This is a genomic window from Flavobacterium sp. ALJ2, from assembly GCF_015594725.1.
GTDB lineage: Bacteria > Bacteroidota > Bacteroidia > Flavobacteriales > Flavobacteriaceae > Flavobacterium.
In genome coordinates, this window is sequence record NZ_JADNRC010000001.1 from 374,079 (window position 1) to 390,806 (window position 16,728).

Genomic DNA, 16,728 nt, shown 5'->3' on the forward strand with positions numbered 1-16,728 from the left:
AGGTTTTTAAAAAACTGTTAGGTATTTCCTTTTGACTATCATATACCTGCAAGGTTTTTAAAACTTTGCAGGAAAATCAATATTTCTTTAATTTAAAAGAAATGGTTTCGCATTTTCCTCTGGAATAAACTCCACACGATAAGGAGGGATTTCAGACTCTAAAGCCCAAAGTAATACTCCTTTTTTATTGGTTAAAACCGTTATATGCCTTTTTGAACAACAACATAATATAGCGTCTTTATCAATCATATATGCGCTTCCCATTCGATCATTATAAATATCCATTGGTAATTTTATCTGAAAATCCAGCTTTACCGTATTATTTTTTTCATTTAGTTTTAAGGCAAAAACTGAAGATTGTTTTTTATCTACACCGTTATCAAAAAACATCAAACTTCCGTCTTGGTTTATGTGAGCTGCGTGTGCTTGCGAGAATTTACTATCTTGGGAGATAGAGAAAGTACCGCCTTTTCCTAATTTCCAGATTACTTTTCCCGTTTTAGCATCAACTTTCCAAATTTGTCCGTTGTTATAAAAAGAGATAAGGAAGTTGCCGTCTTTGTCATAATTAAGGCTATTGGCATGCATCCAATCTTTTTTGGTTTTCAATAATGCTTTATCTTTCATTGGATCCAAGTTGTCAAAAACACTCCATTTCCAGAGTTGTTTTCCTTTTTTATCCAAAATAAGAATTCCATCTCCATTAATGGTATCTTTCTTTTTTCCTCCTATAGCAGTTAAATCGGTTATTCTTTCATCAACAAATAGTGTAACTATTTCATTGGTCGATTTTTTTATAATTTCATGGTGGATGACTTGTTTAAAATCGCCTTGTCCTTTTTTAATGTGTGTTAAGGTATCGCCTTGTAAATTAATTTCCAGAATCTCACTTCCGTAACTTGTAGGTTCATCATTGGTACCCAAAATAGCAATGATAGATTGCTCTTTGGTAAAATGAGTAACCTTAAACCCTGTTCCATCAACGGTATGATACCATCTTAAATTTCCTTTGTAATCTACAATGTATGCGACTCCTGGCGTTTCTCTTTTTGCTAAAAGCATAAACCCTTTTTTGAACTTTTCGGGTAAAAGTTCTGGTTTCGGAGAATTGGCTTTGAATTGGTTTTGCAACCATTCGGGTAATTTCCGAGATTTAAAATTGTACACTTTACTCGTGTTTTTAGTTTCACCTTGTATGGTAACTAACTGATAACTGTAATTGGTTTCAGAAGCAATATTGCAAAGTACCAACGTATGAGCGAGGCCAGTTTTTGAAATTGGAGAGGTTGTTTTATTTTTTATTCCATTTTTATCAGACCAATATTCAGCAAATACCCTTACATCGTCACTAGTAGTAACATCGATTTGAATCTTCAATTCGTTGTTGCCATGAGTCCCAATTGTAATATTTTTAATCACATCACCCTGATTTTTAGCACAGCTTGCCATTGCAAGAAGGACTAAAATAAAGCTCCATTTTAATATTATTTTTTTAACCATCTGAAAAATTTTCTTTTATTGAACAGCTATATAAATAATCAAGAATAGGCAGCATTAAAGTTACCTATTCTTGATTTGGTGTTTCTTATTGTCTATCACCATTATTTAAGTGAGGGTTAAGATTAACCTGACTTTGCGGATAGGTGTAATATTTGTTTTGAGGCATCTTGATTTGTGCTGGTTCACCTACTCTAAGATGGTATGCATTTACTAGAATATCATATTTGTTCATTCGTATTAAATCCTGACGGCGTTTTCCTTCATAAAAAAGTTCCCATCCTCTTTCTTGCAAAATAGCGTCTCTTAAGGTTGCTTGATTGTAATCGGTCATAATCAATAATTTGGCATGGGATCTTCCTTTAACTTGATTAATAAGATCTATCGTTTCGCTATTAGGACCATTAATTTCATTTAATGCTTCGGCTCTGCTTAGCAACACATCAGCATAACGCAATATATTTACACTATGACCATCGTAATAGGTTGTCGTTTCATCATCGGCGTATTTTCTGGTCGATACATCAGGCATATAGAATTCTCCTTTTGGAGGTTGAGCGCCCAATGAAGGAGCTTGCTTGTGCAGTAATTTATCGACACCCATATATTCTGGAAAGAAGCATTTTTTTCTATCATCTTCGTCGCCAAAAGTGTTATAAAAATCCCAGTTTACGGTATAATACTGCCATCTGTTTTGAATAACAGGATGATCTATTGGTCCAAAATGGTTTAATAATTCAGTCCCATTTGTATTTGCATCACTTAGAGAAGAGAAAATATTCTCACTACACCATTTATTACTTTCTTTAAATAATCCTAAGTAAGATGGATAAAGGCTGTATTCATTAAGACCCATTACCTGTCCGGTAAGCTCTACAACTTTTTGCCAATTATGACTGCGTAAATATAATTTTGCAAGTAAAGTAAATGCAGCACCTTTGGTAGCACGCCCCACATCATCGGTACCATAAATTCCATTCGATTTATAATTAATGGGTAGCGCAGCGGCAACTTCTGTAAGTTCTTTTATGATAAAAGCATCAATTTCTTCAACAGATGATGGAGGTGTTTGGTCGAGATAATTGGCATTTTTTAAGTTAGCGTCTGTAATTAACACTACAGGTCCCCAAGCATCCGTTAAATCCATATAGGCAGAAGCTCTTAGAAACTTAGCTTCGGCTATGAATTGCCTTTTTTCAGAATCTGTAATTCCTGTCATTGGAGTAATGTTGAAGATAGCAAAGTTGGCATTGGCAATTAACTTATACATTGCATTCCAATCTTCCAGAAGTAATCCATTACTTGAATTCCAAGTTCCTAATGATAACTGCCCTGGATCACCACCAAACTGGCAATGACCTATATCTGTAGCGATATCTGTTAGTGCAAAATGTCGTGTAGCCCAATAGGAATAGTTATCACCAACGCTAGGGCCTTTTAGCCTGCCATAAATAGAATTAATGGCAGCTATAGCATCAGATTTAGTTTGATATCCGTTGGTATTAGTTAGATTACTATATACCGTAGGGTCAAGATCTTGATTGCACGAAAATTGTGCTCCCGCAGTAAGTAAAAGTAATAATAGTGTATGTTTTTTCATTTTAATAAATTTAATGTTACTAAAAAAGCTTGTAGATTAGTGAATTGTGATTTTAACACCCATGATAATCGTTCTGGAAGCTGGGAATGAATTAAAATCTATTCCTCCGCCCATGTTTTGTTGTGTGGCATTATCAGGATTAAAATGACCATTTACCTCAGGATCATTTCCAGAATATTTAGTGATGGTTGCTAAATTCTGACCTATAAGATACAAGCGAATAGTATCTATAAATTTTACTTGTTTTAATACACTCTCAGGAATAGAATATCCAATAGAAATATTTTTTAAACGGATGTATGAAGCTTCTTCAACAAATTTTGAGTTTACATAACTACCATATTTGCTTTTGTAATAGCCATCTCTCGGGATATCTGTATTTTCATTTGAGCCAGCTACCCAGCGATTTAAAATATCTGTACCTGTAGATGATTCTCCTACCATGGCAGTCATATTATACACAGAGTAATCAAAAGCTCCTTGAAAGAAGATATTCAAATCAAAATTTCCAAATTTAAAATCGTTGTTAAATCCTGCAACATAATGTGGTGTAGAATTTCCTAAATACGTTCTGTCCTTGGCAGTAATAACTCCATCTCCGTCGATATCATCATATTTTGGATCTCCAGGCTTAGATAAAGGTTGAGGAGCATATACTTCTCCCGTTTTTATAACGCCCGCATATTTATAGCCATATAACACACTCATCTCTTTTCCTGGTTCCAATCGTGTAAATTCCTGACCAGAAACGGTGCCGCTTGGATTAGATGTATTGTTGCTTATGATAGTAACATTATCAGCAAGGGATACTACCTCTTGTTTATTGTAAGCAAGATTTAAAGAAGTTGTCCAAGAAAAGTTATTTGTTCTATAATTTGTACTACTTATGCCTAATTCAACTCCTTTATTATCAATAACACCCGAATTAATTCTTTGGACATTAAATCCCCACCATCCACCAACTGGAACATTCAAGAGCGCATCGCTTGTTCTTTTCTTGTACACATCGATAGTAACACTAAGTTTATCATTAAAAAATCCCATATCCAAACCTAAATTGGTTTGAGCAGTTTGTTCCCACTTTAAGTCAGGATTTGCTAAGTTATTAGGCTCTGTACCCCCTACAAAGTCACCGGGAGCAATAGTTACTCCCCAAGAAGTCAATCGGTTCATATAAGCATAATCTCCAATACCATCATTTCCAGTAATACCGTAACTGGCTCTAAATTTAAGCTCCGAAAAAGTATTTAATTTTTGTATAAAAGATTCGTTAGAAAGTTTCCATGCAATAGCTCCAGATGGGAATATTCCAAATTTATTATTTGGACCAAAACGAGAAGAACCATCTTTTCTTATGGTAAAAGAAACTAAATATTTATCGTTAAACGAATAGTTTAATCTGCTAAAATAAGAAGTAAGTTTAGTCTCTGTTTTTTCAGTTTCTGGCTTCAAATAAACAGAAGCACCTTGAAGATTGTAATACGTTAGCAAGTCATTAGAAAATCCAGAACCAGACGCTTTCATACGTTCGTAAGTATCTTTTTGATTAGAAGTTCCAATCATTGCCGTTATAGCATGTTCTTTTATGGCAAACTTATACGTCAAATATTGCTCTGTACTCCATCTAAAATAGGTTTTGTTTTCTTCGGATCCTGTGCCTTTAAGAGCAGCTCCGGCAACAAGTGTACTAGGAGTATATTTTCCTTGTATATTTTCTTGCCACTCGGCTCCAGCTCCAAAATGGTACGTTAAGTTTTTAACGATTTCATAGTCTAAGAACATACTTCCGTTTACCAATCTGTTAATGGTATGATTTGTAGGTTCTAATAAAAGTGCCAAAGCATTATCTTTTCCTTGATACTTATAATAAGATCCATCTGGATTATAAATAGGGATAGTAGGAGGAGCCGTTTGCAAAGAGTACAAAGGAGATAAAATATTATCACTAAAATCACTATTACTTCCTTCACTTACAGCACCATAAACATTCGTGCCTATATTTAGTTTTTCATTAAATCTTTTCTCACCCCCCATTCTTACCGTATATCTGTCAAAATCGGTATTTTTTAAAGCCCCCGTTTGTTTTAAATAATTACCCGAAAGAAAAAATTTAGATGTTTTATCGCTTCCGCTAAAGGTAATTGTTCTGTTAATTACCTCTCCTGGACGGGTTGCAGCCTTAAACCAATTGGTATTTGCGATAGGGAAACTAGAAGGAAAAACAGGAGGTCTGCCGTTTTCTATGGCAATAGCATTTTGAACATCTGCATATTGTTGACCAGTAATTAAGGAAGGTTGCTTAATTATATTCTGAAAACCATCAGAGATTTCAGCTTCAACTTGCATTTTTCCCAATTTTCCTTTTTTGGTAGTAATAATAATTACTCCATTTCCTCCTCGTGCACCGTATATAGCTGTTGAAGAAGCGTCTTTTAGAATCTGAATATTTTCGATATCATTCGGACTAATTGATGCACCGCTGTTTGTAATAAAACCATCCACTACATATAAAGGTGCGTTAGAAGTATTTAGTGAGTTTCCACCTCTAATTACTACTGAAGGGGTACTTCCGGGCGCATAACTATTTTGTTGCACTTGAACCCCAGAGGCGCGTCCTTGAAGGGCTTGACCAACATTACTAATAGTACCACCTAAATTCAGGTTGTCCTTGCTTATAGAACTTACAGAGCCAGTAAGATCTTTCTTTTTCTGTTTTCCATATCCTACAACTACTTCGTCAAGTTTTTGACCTACTTCTTTCAAGATGATTTTTAGAGGAGCATTACTTATAGTCACTTCCTGATCCTCCATACCAATGTAAGTTGCAATAAGTTTAGTAGCATTATCGGGCACAGTAATTGCAAAGTTTCCCTCAGTATCCGTTTGTACACCAGTTGAGGTGCCTTTTACAATGATATTTACACCAGCTAAAGGAAGACCGTTTTGATCGGTTACTTTACCTTTTACAGTTTTTTCAAAAAACAATGCAATATTGTCTTTGTTTGATGTATGATTTATGGATAAAGCTGCCGAAGCTTGAAATGTAAAAGCTAATGACGAAAGAAGTATTAGTTTAATTTCTTTATGAGACGACAGCTTGATTGTCTGAAAATCCCTTGGTTTTTTTTGGTTTAATAGTTTCATACTCTTTAAATGTTTTTTTGTTATTAATTTAATTTTTATGCAAAACAGGTATTCATTTTATTGTGGTCATTTAAGGATGAGGATTCCTTAAAAGGGGATAATAATTTTATGCATTAACTAATAAAAAATATCTAAGGACTTAGTTTTTTAGTCTAAAAACGTATTGATTTATCTTATTTAAATAACCTTAAATTTTTAACAAAAAAGAGTTTGATTCTTTAAAGCATAACGAAAATATTCATTTTATTTTTATTAAACAAGTAAAAACGTAAAAAATGTGCTCGAACACATGTTATTTGTGTTCTCGAGCACATTTTTTGTTGTCAAAAGTGTTTTTTTAATCATAAAATTTGTATTTTTTATCAAAAAAAGTATTATTTATTTTGACAATATTTTTATGATAAGTATGTGATTAATGTTTAAAAGATGCTGACTTCGCATAATTTAGGGTTAAATGATAGAGTAGGTTTAATTTAAAACTGAGGACTGGAAATGTTTTTTCTATTGTTTTTATGTTAAAAAATAGCTGTAAATACTCCCTTTTAATTGCTCTAATTGATTGTATAATTCCGAAGCTGTATTTGTTGAAATTTCCTGTTGTAATTTTTTGTTAAAATTATTTTAATGTATTATTAGAGAACCGTTGAATGTAATTCTTCTTATATGTATAGAATTCATAACTAGCGAAGGCTAAAAAAAATGTTTCACTCAACATAAATTGCATAGGCTATACGAAAAATATAATTTTATAGAATCATCTTGACTTTGGATTTTAAACCTATAAATTCTATGCGTTAAATATCATTTTCATGAATTATAGTTAAAGGATATATTAGGTAATTGCATTGCTTCCTATTCTTTAGTTCAATGATATTAGATTGTGGAAAAATCGATAAAACGATTACTGATTTATATGTGTAAAATCTAAAGAATAGATAATCTTGCTATTTGCTAATAGCAAATCTGAAAGCTACAGTCGTTAATCTTCAGTCAAATTTTTTTTAGCTTAATCGTATTAAACTAAAGTAGGAGCCAATTCAATTTTTTTTAGAACAAAGAGTATATCTAAAATAGGATAATTATTAAAAAATTGATTATAGAAATAGAAATTGGATAAATTAACTCATCATAGAGGCTATATACAACAGGTTTTATTTTTTTTTGAGTCAGCTGATTTTGTTAATTCACCTTATTTATTTTAAAATCGCTGATGTAATAATAATAGTGATTTCTGTATTTTAATTTCCGAATTTAAAAACAAAGTGTGTTCGAGCACATTTTTTGTTTTTTCTTAGGTTAATTAAAATTTAATATCTAGTTTCGTAAAGTTAAAACTAAAATAAAAACTTATTTCATGAACTAATTACAATGTAATGAATTGAATTACATTGTTTTAATATATTTTAAAAGTGAAGAAAATTATATCATTGGCACCAGGGCGAACTTGCCTTTTTGGAGATCATCAAGATTATTTAGGATTACCTGTTATAGCTTGTGCAATAAATAAAAACATACAATTAATAGCAGTACAAAATGAGACTTCGGTTTTTAAACTAGATATGAAGGATATTAATGAAGTTAGAATCATCGATATCAATGCAATTTTTGTAGAATTAGAGCCACGGGATTACTTCGCTTCTTCATTACGAGTTTTAAGAAGATACGGTTGTATCCCTACTGTTGGATATGATATTACTATAAAAGGAGATATTCCTATTAATTCAGGAACTTCAAGTTCATCGGCATTATTAATGGCATGGATAAACTTTTTAATAACCGCTTATGGTGTTAATTGTGAGGTTACTCCAGAATTTATAGCGCAAATGGGATATGCTTCGGAAGTATTGGAGCATGGAGAACCAGGAGGGATGATGGATCATTTTAGTATAGGAGTAGGAAATATTGTTCATATTAATACAAGCGTTCCGTTCTCATACAACATAATTGGCACAGAATTGAAAGGATTAATTACAGGAGTTTCGGGAGTTCCGAAGGAAACAATAGGGTTAATAGGCGAATTAAAAGGCAATGCATTATTAGCTATTGATATTATAAAACAGAATTTTAAAGATTTTGATTTACATAAAACTGAATTAGAAGATGTAGATAAATATCGTAATTATTTGCCAGATAGATTGATTCCGTTTTTTGAAGCAGCTATAAAGAACTATCAATATACAAAAGAAGCTTTAAAAGAATTTGGTAAACCAACGCTTGATTTGGTAAGAATAGGTGAATTAATGAACATGCATCATGCTGTTTTAAGAGATTTATTAAAAATAACAGTGCCAAAAATCGACGATATGATTAATGCAGCATTGCGTGCAGGAGCTTATGGAGCCAAGATTGTTGGTTCGGGAGGAGGAGGAAGTATTGTTGTAATTGCAGATCCTAAAAAACAAGATGCAGTTGTGGCAGCGATATTGGCTGCTGGAGCAAAAGAAGCCTATGCAGTAACCGTTGATCCAGGAGCGAGAATAATAGAATAATATTAAAATTTAAAGAACAAATCATGCATGACAATTTAATTATTTTAGCAGGCGGCGCATCATCTCGAATGAAAAAAGAAGTTGTATTGAACAATTTAACACAAGAGGAAATTACTCAGGCAAATGAAAGAAGTAAAGGCTTAATAGGAGTTGGTCCAAACGGAAGACCTTTGTTAGATTATCTTTTATTAAATGCAAAAAAAGCAGGATATAAAAACATCATTATTATTATAGGAGAGCAGGGAGAATTGTTTAAAGAATTCTACGGAAACCAAGATAAAAATAATAATTTTCATGGATTAAACATTTCATTTGCAGTTCAATATATTCCAGAAAACAGAGTGAAGCCATTTGGTACAGCCGATGCGTTATTTCAAGCTGTAGAACAATATTCAGCGATGAATTCCCAAAGTTATTCAGTTTGTAATAGTGATAATTTATATTCTACAGCAGCACTACTTGCGCTAAGAGAAACCAATAGTCCAAATGCTTTTATTGGTTACGACCGTGATGCATTGGATTTTCCATCCGAAAGAATTTCGCGTTTTGCAATTGCCAAGCTAGATAAAAATAACCATTTACTAGATATTCTGGAAAAACCAACCGCTGATGATTTAGAAAATTACAAAGATTCTGAAGGAAAATTAAGAGTAAGTATGAATGCTTTTAAATTTGATGGAGCAATGTTGTATCCTTATTTAAAAAATTGCCCAGTTCACCCAGAGAGAGATGAAAAAGAATTGCCTACAGTGCTTTTAAATACAATAAAAGACAATCTAAATACCGCTTTAGGAATCCCTTTTTCAGAACATGTTCCAGATTTAACTGCTAAAGAGGATATTGCAGAAGTGAAGGAATATCTCAAAAGATATTACCCAGAATTAAACTGGGAATCATAAAAATTAACAAAAAATTCATATCTAATTTAGGAATAAGAAGGACTTATTGAACTACTTTTGTCGTAGTATTGCAAAAAAATCGCATTAACCTGTGATTGATTTGCAAAAATTATGAAAGTGTTGGTGCTATTTTAGATTGAAAAAAACAACTAATTAATTAATCATCAACCAAAAAACAACTATGTCAAAGATTGAAAGTGCAATACGTATAGACCAGAGGAGTACAATTATCCCAATGGTTATTTTAACCGCATTATTTTTTATTCTAGGATTTGTCACCTGGCTTAACGGCCCTTTAATTCCTTTTTTTGAGTTAGCCTGTGAGCTAACAGCTTCTCAGGCTTATTTTGTAACATTTGCTTTTTATATTGCTTATTTTGTTATGGCAATTCCATCATCTTGGGTTATTGAGAAAGTAGGATATAAAAACGGGATTTCACTAGGCTTAATTGTTATTGCTTTAGGAGCCTTTATGTTTTATCCAGCAGCCGCAACCAGAACTTTCGTATTCTTTTTATTGGCATTATTCACCATGGGAACAGGTTTGGCAATTTTGCAAACTGCTGCAAATCCTTATGTAGTCGTTATTGGTCCGAGAGAAAGTGCTGCAGCAAGAATTAGTGTTTTAGGAATTGCAAATAAATTTGCAGGATTTATAGCGCCATTAGCTCTGACGGCTTTGGTGTTGTCAAATATGCAGGAATATACAGCAGATAAAATTGCACTTTTAGACGAGGTTTCTAAAACAGAAGCTTTAAATTTGCTGACATTACAATTACAAACACCATATCTTTATATGGGATTGGTTATTTTGGTTTTGGCACTTTTAGTTAAGTTGTCTCCACTGCCAGAAATTGATTTGGATGAAGAAGGGGATGTATCGAATTTAAGTATTTTCAAACAAATAAAAAATGCTTTCAAACACCCACAATTAGTTTTAGGAGTAATAACTTTAATGTTATATTTGGCTGCCGAAGTTTTAGCAGGAGATTCAATTGGAGGATTCGGAAAAGAACTTGGAGTGTATGGTAAAGATGGTAATTTTTATTTAAAATTAACCTCATTTACTATGTCAGCGATGGTAGTAGGATATGTTTTAGGAATTACACTGATACCAAAATATCTTTCTCAAGTAACTGCATTAAAAGCATCTGGAATTTTAGGATTAATTTTAGTAATTTTAATAGTTGTTATATCTCCGGATATAACGGTTCAGTTTTTGGGAATTCCAGCCTTACCATTAGTTGTTATTTTAGTAGCTTTAATGGGGCTTGCAAATGCGCTTTGCTGGCCTGCAATATGGCCAATGGCACTTGCAGATTTAAAAGGATATACTAAAATTGGAAGCGCAATATTAATTATGGGTATAATAGGAGGAGCAATCTTTCCATTAATTTATGGAGCTTGGGCAGAGAGTATTAATGTTGCTAATCTTACCAATGGAGTTGCTAAAACGGCAAAAAGCGGAAATCAAATAGCATATTTAATGTTGGTTCCATGCTACTTAATGATTATATTTTTTGCATTTAAAGGACATAAATACAGAAGTTGGTCTAGCAAATAAAAATAGGATAAATAAATAAAGTAAATATAAAAAGAAGCGAATAATGTTAAAAAGTTCTATAGATAAAGCGACAGGTTTCGAAAAACGATTCGAAAACATTGACACGGTAGTTTTTGAAAATTCAACCGAAGCATCCAAAGCAGTTGCACAGCAAATAGCAGCACTTATCAAGTCAAAACAAGAAAAAAATGAATCATGTGTATTAGGATTAGCAACAGGGTCTTCGCCAAAAGGATTGTATGCTGAGTTAGTACGTTTACACAAAGAAGAAGGATTAAGTTTTAAAAACGTAATTACTTTTAATCTTGACGAATACTATCCAATGGAACCAGATTCAGTAAATAGCTACGTGCGATTCATGAAAGAATTGTTAATGGATCAAGTAGATATTTCGCCTGAAAATTATCATATTCCAGACGGACAATTATCAAAAGAACAAATAGCAGATTATTGTGCAGATTATGAAACTAGAATCGAAGCTTTGGGAGGAATCGATTTGCAGGTACTTGGAATTGGAGCCAATGGACACATCGGGTTTAATGAATCAGGTTCATTGCAAAACTCAAAAACAAGATTAGTAGCATTAGATCATATAACAAGAGTTGCAGCAAGTAAAGATTTTTTTGGATTAAACAATACACCAAGAACAGCAATCACACTTGGAGTAAAAAAGATAATGGAAGCCAAACAAGTTATATTATTAGCTTGGGGAGAAGGAAAAGCAGAGGTTGTAAAAAAATCTGTAGAAGGAGAAGTTACGAATAGAATTCCTGCGTCATTTTTACAAGAGCATGACAATGTTGTTTTTGTTTTAGATAAAGAAGCATCGTCAAAACTAACAAGGATAAATAGACCATGGTTAGTAGAAAAAATAGTTTGGACAGATAAGCTAACCCGAAAAGCTGTTTTAGGATTAGCCTTAGATTTGAAAAAACCAATCCTAATGCTAACCGATGCTGATTATATCGAAAACGGAATGAGCGATTTATTGGCCGATTTAGGACTAGCTTACGATATCAATATTAAGATATTCAATAAACTACAAAATACAATTACAGGATGGCCAGGAGGAAAACCAAATGCGGATGATACCAAAAGACCAGAAAGAGCTGAGCCAGCAAGAAAAAGAGTATTGATATTTAGCCCACATCCAGATGATGATATCATTAGTATGGGAGGAACATTCATGCGTTTGCAAGAACAAGGGCATGAAGTACACGTAGCATATCAAACCTCAGGAAATATTGCAGTAGCTGATGATGAAGCCTTACGTTTTGCAAGATTCGTAATAGATTACAACGAGAAATTTGGAATCAAAAGTGCCGAAGCAGAAAATATTTATCAAAAAGCAGTAACATTCTTAACAAACAAAAAGAATAGCGAGATTGATATTCCAGAAGTTCGTTACATAAAAGGATTAATCAGAAAAGGAGAAGCACGTTCAACTAGCCACTTTGTAGGTTTACCAGACGAGCAGATTCATTTTATGGAACTTCCATTTTATGAAACAGGAACAATCGAGAAAAAACCAATTGGAAAAGAAGATATTCAATTAACAATGGATTTAATCGATAAAATCAAGCCACATCAAATATATGCAGCAGGCGATTTAGCCGATCCACACGGAACGCACAAAGTATGTTTGGATGCAATTTTTGAAGCAGTAAAACAACTAAAAACAAAAGAGTATATGAAAGACTGTTGGGTTTGGTTGTACAGAGGAGCTTGGCAAGAATGGGGAATTGACGAAATAGAAATGGCAGTACCAATGAGCCCTGATCAAGTATTAGCAAAAAGACACGGAATCTTCAAACATCAATCTCAAAAAGATGGCGTTGTGTTCCAAGGATCAGATGCTAGAGAATTCTGGCAAAGAGCCGAAGACAGAAATGCTGAAACAGCACAAATATACAACGAATTGGGATTGTCACGTTATGCTGCAATGGAAGCTTTCGTAAGATGGCACTTTTAGGTTACAGTGTTCAGTGCCAGTTTACAGTAGTGGTGAACTGAGACGAAATATTGTAAATCATACATAAAAGCTGTAATATCCATAAAAATAAAATAGCTTTGTACTAAATTAAAAGCAAGAAAAAAGATTCATTCTGTACTCTTTTTTCTTGCTTCTTTTTATTTAAAATATGGAACAAAATAAAAAAGAACTTATAAAATTGGCACATACAAAAATGCCCTTCGGGAAGTACGAAGGGCGTTTTCTTATTGATTTACCAGAATATTACGTAGTTTGGTATAGTAATAAGGGGTTTCCAAAAGGTGAATTAGGATTGCAATTACAATTGGTTTACGAATTAAAACTTAACGGTTTAGAAGAGTTGATTAGAAATATCAAAAAACAATATCCAAAGCCTTTAAAATAATAAATCAGTAAAAAAGGTATGGAGAATAATTTTCAACAATCAAAGGCGGGGCAAAACATGAGTATTGCAGCGTTGGTAATGGGAATAGTGTCTATGATGGTTGCTTTTATACCCTGCATCGATGTACTAGCTATAATTGGTGGAATTTTAGCAATAATTTTTGCAGCAATAGGAATGTCTCAGGCAAAAAGTAATAATGCTTCAACTACATTATCAAAAGTCAGCTTTGTTGTAGGAGTTATAGCATTACTACTTGCCGTTGTTTTTTCTTTAATTTATGGTTTTATTCTCGGATTATTAATGATATGGGATTAGTAAAAACTGCGATTTTGGTATTTCACTTTGGGATTTATAATCTAAATAAGTTTAAAGAGATAAAGTCAAGTCTAAAAATCTAAGTAAGTCTAATAGCTATTTATTTGTTAATAACTTATGATCAATTTATAAGGTTTATGTATGTGTTTCTTTATTTTTGTAATAATTAAGATATAAAATATATGGAAAATAATCTACCTACATCGAATGCAGGTCAAGGAATGGGTATTGCAGCTTTTGTATTAGGGATACTAGCTACTATAGCTGCGTTTATACCTTGTTTCGGTTTAATTGCAATACTTTTTGGAGTGTTAGCTATTATTTTTGGAGCAATTGGCTTATCGCAAGCAAAAAATGAAAATGCTCCCACTACGATGCCAAAAGCAGGCTTGATACTAGGAATAGTTGCAACGGCTTTTGTTATTATATGGGTGTTAGTTTTTGTAGGAAGTATTGGTTCTGCAGCTGTGTCTCATAAAGAAGAGATCGGTAAAACTTTAGATTCTATAAATGTTGAAACAAAAAAACTACAAGATTCTTTAAAAAACAGTGTAGAAATAACAACAGATACAGTTAAAATAGAAGGGGAGAAATAATATATATTCTTTGGAAACAAAAACTTCTTACGGAATAGATTCTTACAAAAAGATAAACTTAATTTTTATTATATTAATTATGTTTATCTTTTTTTATTCCTATTTGTCAGCCTTTTTGAATTTTGGAGTGCGCTCTTCTTGTGAAGGCATGCCAATAAGCTATTGTAAAAGCCGTGGCTTAACAAGAGCCTTTTTTCAAATTCTGAATTTTAACTTCAAGCAGGCAATTATTTATAATACCTACAGTTTAAAAATATTTTTATTTTTTCTAATTCAATTAGTAGCTCGTTTGGTTATTAATAAAATAATTAATTTCTCTAATTTTAAGTTGTTATTGACTTTTGATATCATTTGCAGTTCTATATTTTTTGTTTTTTCATTTTATAACTTAGTTGTAATATAAAATTTAAGATAGAATAAGTAGATTGATTAAAAAGGAGTCGCTTTGAAAAGAAAAATTGTGAATTACGGAAACAACTAAAGGGTCTGTTTAAAAAAAATGAAAATTATCTAATTATCTAATTGACAAAATGTCCAATTAAATTTGTACTTTTGCCAAGTTTTTTACACAACTAAAATACAAACAACAGCAGAATGAATCAAACGAAATATATATTTGTTACTGGCGGTGTGACTTCTTCACTAGGAAAAGGGATTATCGCAGCATCTTTAGCAAAATTGTTACAAGCAAGAGGTTATCGCACAACTATTCAGAAATTTGACCCATATATAAATGTAGATCCGGGGACATTGAACCCGTATGAGCACGGAGAATGTTATGTGACTGATGATGGTGCAGAAACTGATTTGGATTTAGGACATTATGAGCGTTTTCTTAACGTTCCTACATCTCAGGCTAATAATGTAACTACAGGTAGAGTATATCTTTCGGTTATTGAAAAAGAGAGAAGAGGAGAATTTCTTGGAAAAACAGTACAGGTAGTACCTCATATTACCAACGAAATCAAAGATAGAATGCAATTGCTAGGTAAATCTGGTGATTACGACATTGTTATTACTGAAATAGGTGGAACAGTAGGAGACATAGAATCATTACCTTATATAGAGTCAGTTCGTCAGTTAGTATGGGAATTGGGTGAAAATAACGGAATTGTAATTCACTTAACATTAGTGCCTTATTTGGCTGCTGCAGGAGAGTTAAAAACAAAACCAACACAACACTCTGTAAAAACGTTGATGGAAAGCGGTATAAAAGCTGATATCTTAGTTTGTAGAACAGAGCACGAACTTTCAGATGAATTACGTAACAAACTAGCTTTGTTCTGTAATGTTAAGAGAGAAGCTGTAATACAGTCAATCGATGCATCTACAATATACGAAGTACCTAATTTAATGCTAGAAGAAGGATTAGATGTAGTTGCTTTAAAGAAATTGGATTTGCCTAAGAAAGCAGCTCCAGATTTAAAAAACTGGAATACATTCTTAAAAAGATTAAAAAATCCAAAGCATACAATTAATATTGGTTTGATAGGTAAATATGTAGAAATGCAAGATTGCTACAAATCAATTTTAGAAGCATTTATACATGCAGGAGCTTCAAATGAAACTAAAGTAAATGTAGTTTCTATACATTCAGAGTTTATTGATGCTGATAATATAGAAGACAAATTGAAAGGTTTAGACGGAATTCTTGTTGCTCCAGGATTTGGAGAAAGAGGAATAGAAGGAAAAATTGAAGCTGTGCGTTATGCACGTGAAAATAAAGTTCCATTTTTCGGAATTTGTCTTGGAATGCAAATGTCAGTAATCGAATATTCTCGTAATATTTTAGGATATGCAGATGCAAATTCAACAGAAATGAATGAGAATACCGCTCATCCAGTTGTGAATTTGATGGAAGAGCAAAAAACAATAACCGATAAAGGAGGAACAATGCGTCTTGGAGCATGGAAATGTGATATTACACCAGACTCATTGGCACATAAAATTTACGGTAAAACAACTATTTCTGAGCGTCACAGACATCGTTATGAGTATAACAGTCAGTACGTAGATGAATTGCAAAAAGCAGGATTAATTGCCTCAGGAGTAAATCCAGATACAGGATTGGTAGAAATTGTAGAATTAAAAGATCACCCATTTTTTATTGGAGTACAATACCATCCAGAATACAAAAGTACAGTTGCGAATCCGCACCCAATTTTTGTGAATTTTGTAGCTGCTGCAGTAACAGCTCACAAAAAATAATACGTATTTGTATAAGTTTCTAAAAAGAGAAGAAACGC

General features: G+C 32.7%; 11 protein-coding genes. 8 read left to right on the forward strand and 3 right to left on the reverse strand.

Going from position 1 to position 16,728, the window contains the following annotated elements:
- Positions 1-87 precede the first annotated feature (87 nt).
- The 3 genes from IUY40_RS01665 to IUY40_RS01675 all read right to left on the reverse strand — a co-directional run bounded on the left by IUY40_RS01665 (position 88) and on the right by IUY40_RS01675 (position 6,241).
- On the reverse strand, positions 88-1,500 hold the full coding sequence (locus IUY40_RS01665; RefSeq protein WP_195735148.1) for an aryl-sulfate sulfotransferase: 1,413 nt from the start codon (positions 1,498-1,500) through the stop codon (positions 88-90).
- An 85-nt stretch (positions 1,501-1,585) separates the two neighbouring features.
- Positions 1,586-3,097 carry a RagB/SusD family nutrient uptake outer membrane protein gene (locus tag IUY40_RS01670; RefSeq protein ID WP_195735149.1) on the reverse strand — a complete coding sequence of 504 codons (1,512 nt, stop codon included), beginning with the start codon at positions 3,095-3,097 and terminating at the stop codon, positions 1,586-1,588.
- 36 nt (positions 3,098-3,133) lie between these two features.
- Complete coding sequence (locus tag IUY40_RS01675; protein WP_195735150.1) at positions 3,134-6,241, reverse strand: TonB-dependent receptor; 3,108 nt, start codon at positions 6,239-6,241, stop codon at positions 3,134-3,136.
- Positions 6,242-7,650: 1,409 nt separating this feature from the next.
- Between IUY40_RS01675 and IUY40_RS01680 the strand changes: the two genes are divergently transcribed.
- The 8 genes from IUY40_RS01680 (at position 7,651) to IUY40_RS01720 (ending at position 16,690) form a co-directional block, all read left to right on the forward strand.
- Positions 7,651-8,730, forward strand: coding sequence for a galactokinase family protein (locus IUY40_RS01680; protein ID WP_195735151.1), 1,080 nt, complete (start codon positions 7,651-7,653; stop codon positions 8,728-8,730).
- Positions 8,731-8,753: 23 nt separating this feature from the next.
- The gene (locus IUY40_RS01685; protein WP_195735152.1) at positions 8,754-9,629 is read left to right on the forward strand and encodes a sugar phosphate nucleotidyltransferase; all 876 of its coding nucleotides are present in this window, start codon (positions 8,754-8,756) and stop codon (positions 9,627-9,629) included.
- A gap of 181 nt (positions 9,630-9,810) precedes the next feature.
- Positions 9,811-11,193 carry a glucose/galactose MFS transporter gene (gene gluP / locus IUY40_RS01690; protein ID WP_195735153.1) on the forward strand — a complete coding sequence of 461 codons (1,383 nt, stop codon included), beginning with the start codon at positions 9,811-9,813 and terminating at the stop codon, positions 11,191-11,193.
- A 43-nt stretch (positions 11,194-11,236) separates the two neighbouring features.
- Positions 11,237-13,165, forward strand: coding sequence for a glucosamine-6-phosphate deaminase (nagB, locus tag IUY40_RS01695; protein ID WP_195735154.1), 1,929 nt, complete (start codon positions 11,237-11,239; stop codon positions 13,163-13,165).
- 169 nt (positions 13,166-13,334) lie between these two features.
- The gene (locus tag IUY40_RS01700; RefSeq protein WP_195735155.1) at positions 13,335-13,571 is read left to right on the forward strand and encodes a DUF3820 family protein; all 237 of its coding nucleotides are present in this window, start codon (positions 13,335-13,337) and stop codon (positions 13,569-13,571) included.
- Positions 13,572-13,589: 18 nt separating this feature from the next.
- Entirely contained in the window at positions 13,590-13,886 is a 297-nt protein-coding gene (locus IUY40_RS01705) for a hypothetical protein (protein WP_195735156.1), read from the forward strand.
- A gap of 182 nt (positions 13,887-14,068) precedes the next feature.
- Positions 14,069-14,482, forward strand: a complete 414-nt coding sequence (locus IUY40_RS01710; protein WP_195735157.1) for a DUF4190 domain-containing protein — start codon at positions 14,069-14,071, stop codon at positions 14,480-14,482.
- A 594-nt stretch (positions 14,483-15,076) separates the two neighbouring features.
- A complete protein-coding gene (locus IUY40_RS01720) occupies positions 15,077-16,690 on the forward strand; it encodes a CTP synthase (RefSeq protein WP_195735159.1) in 1,614 nt (537 codons plus the stop codon).
- Positions 16,691-16,728 lie beyond the last annotated feature (38 nt).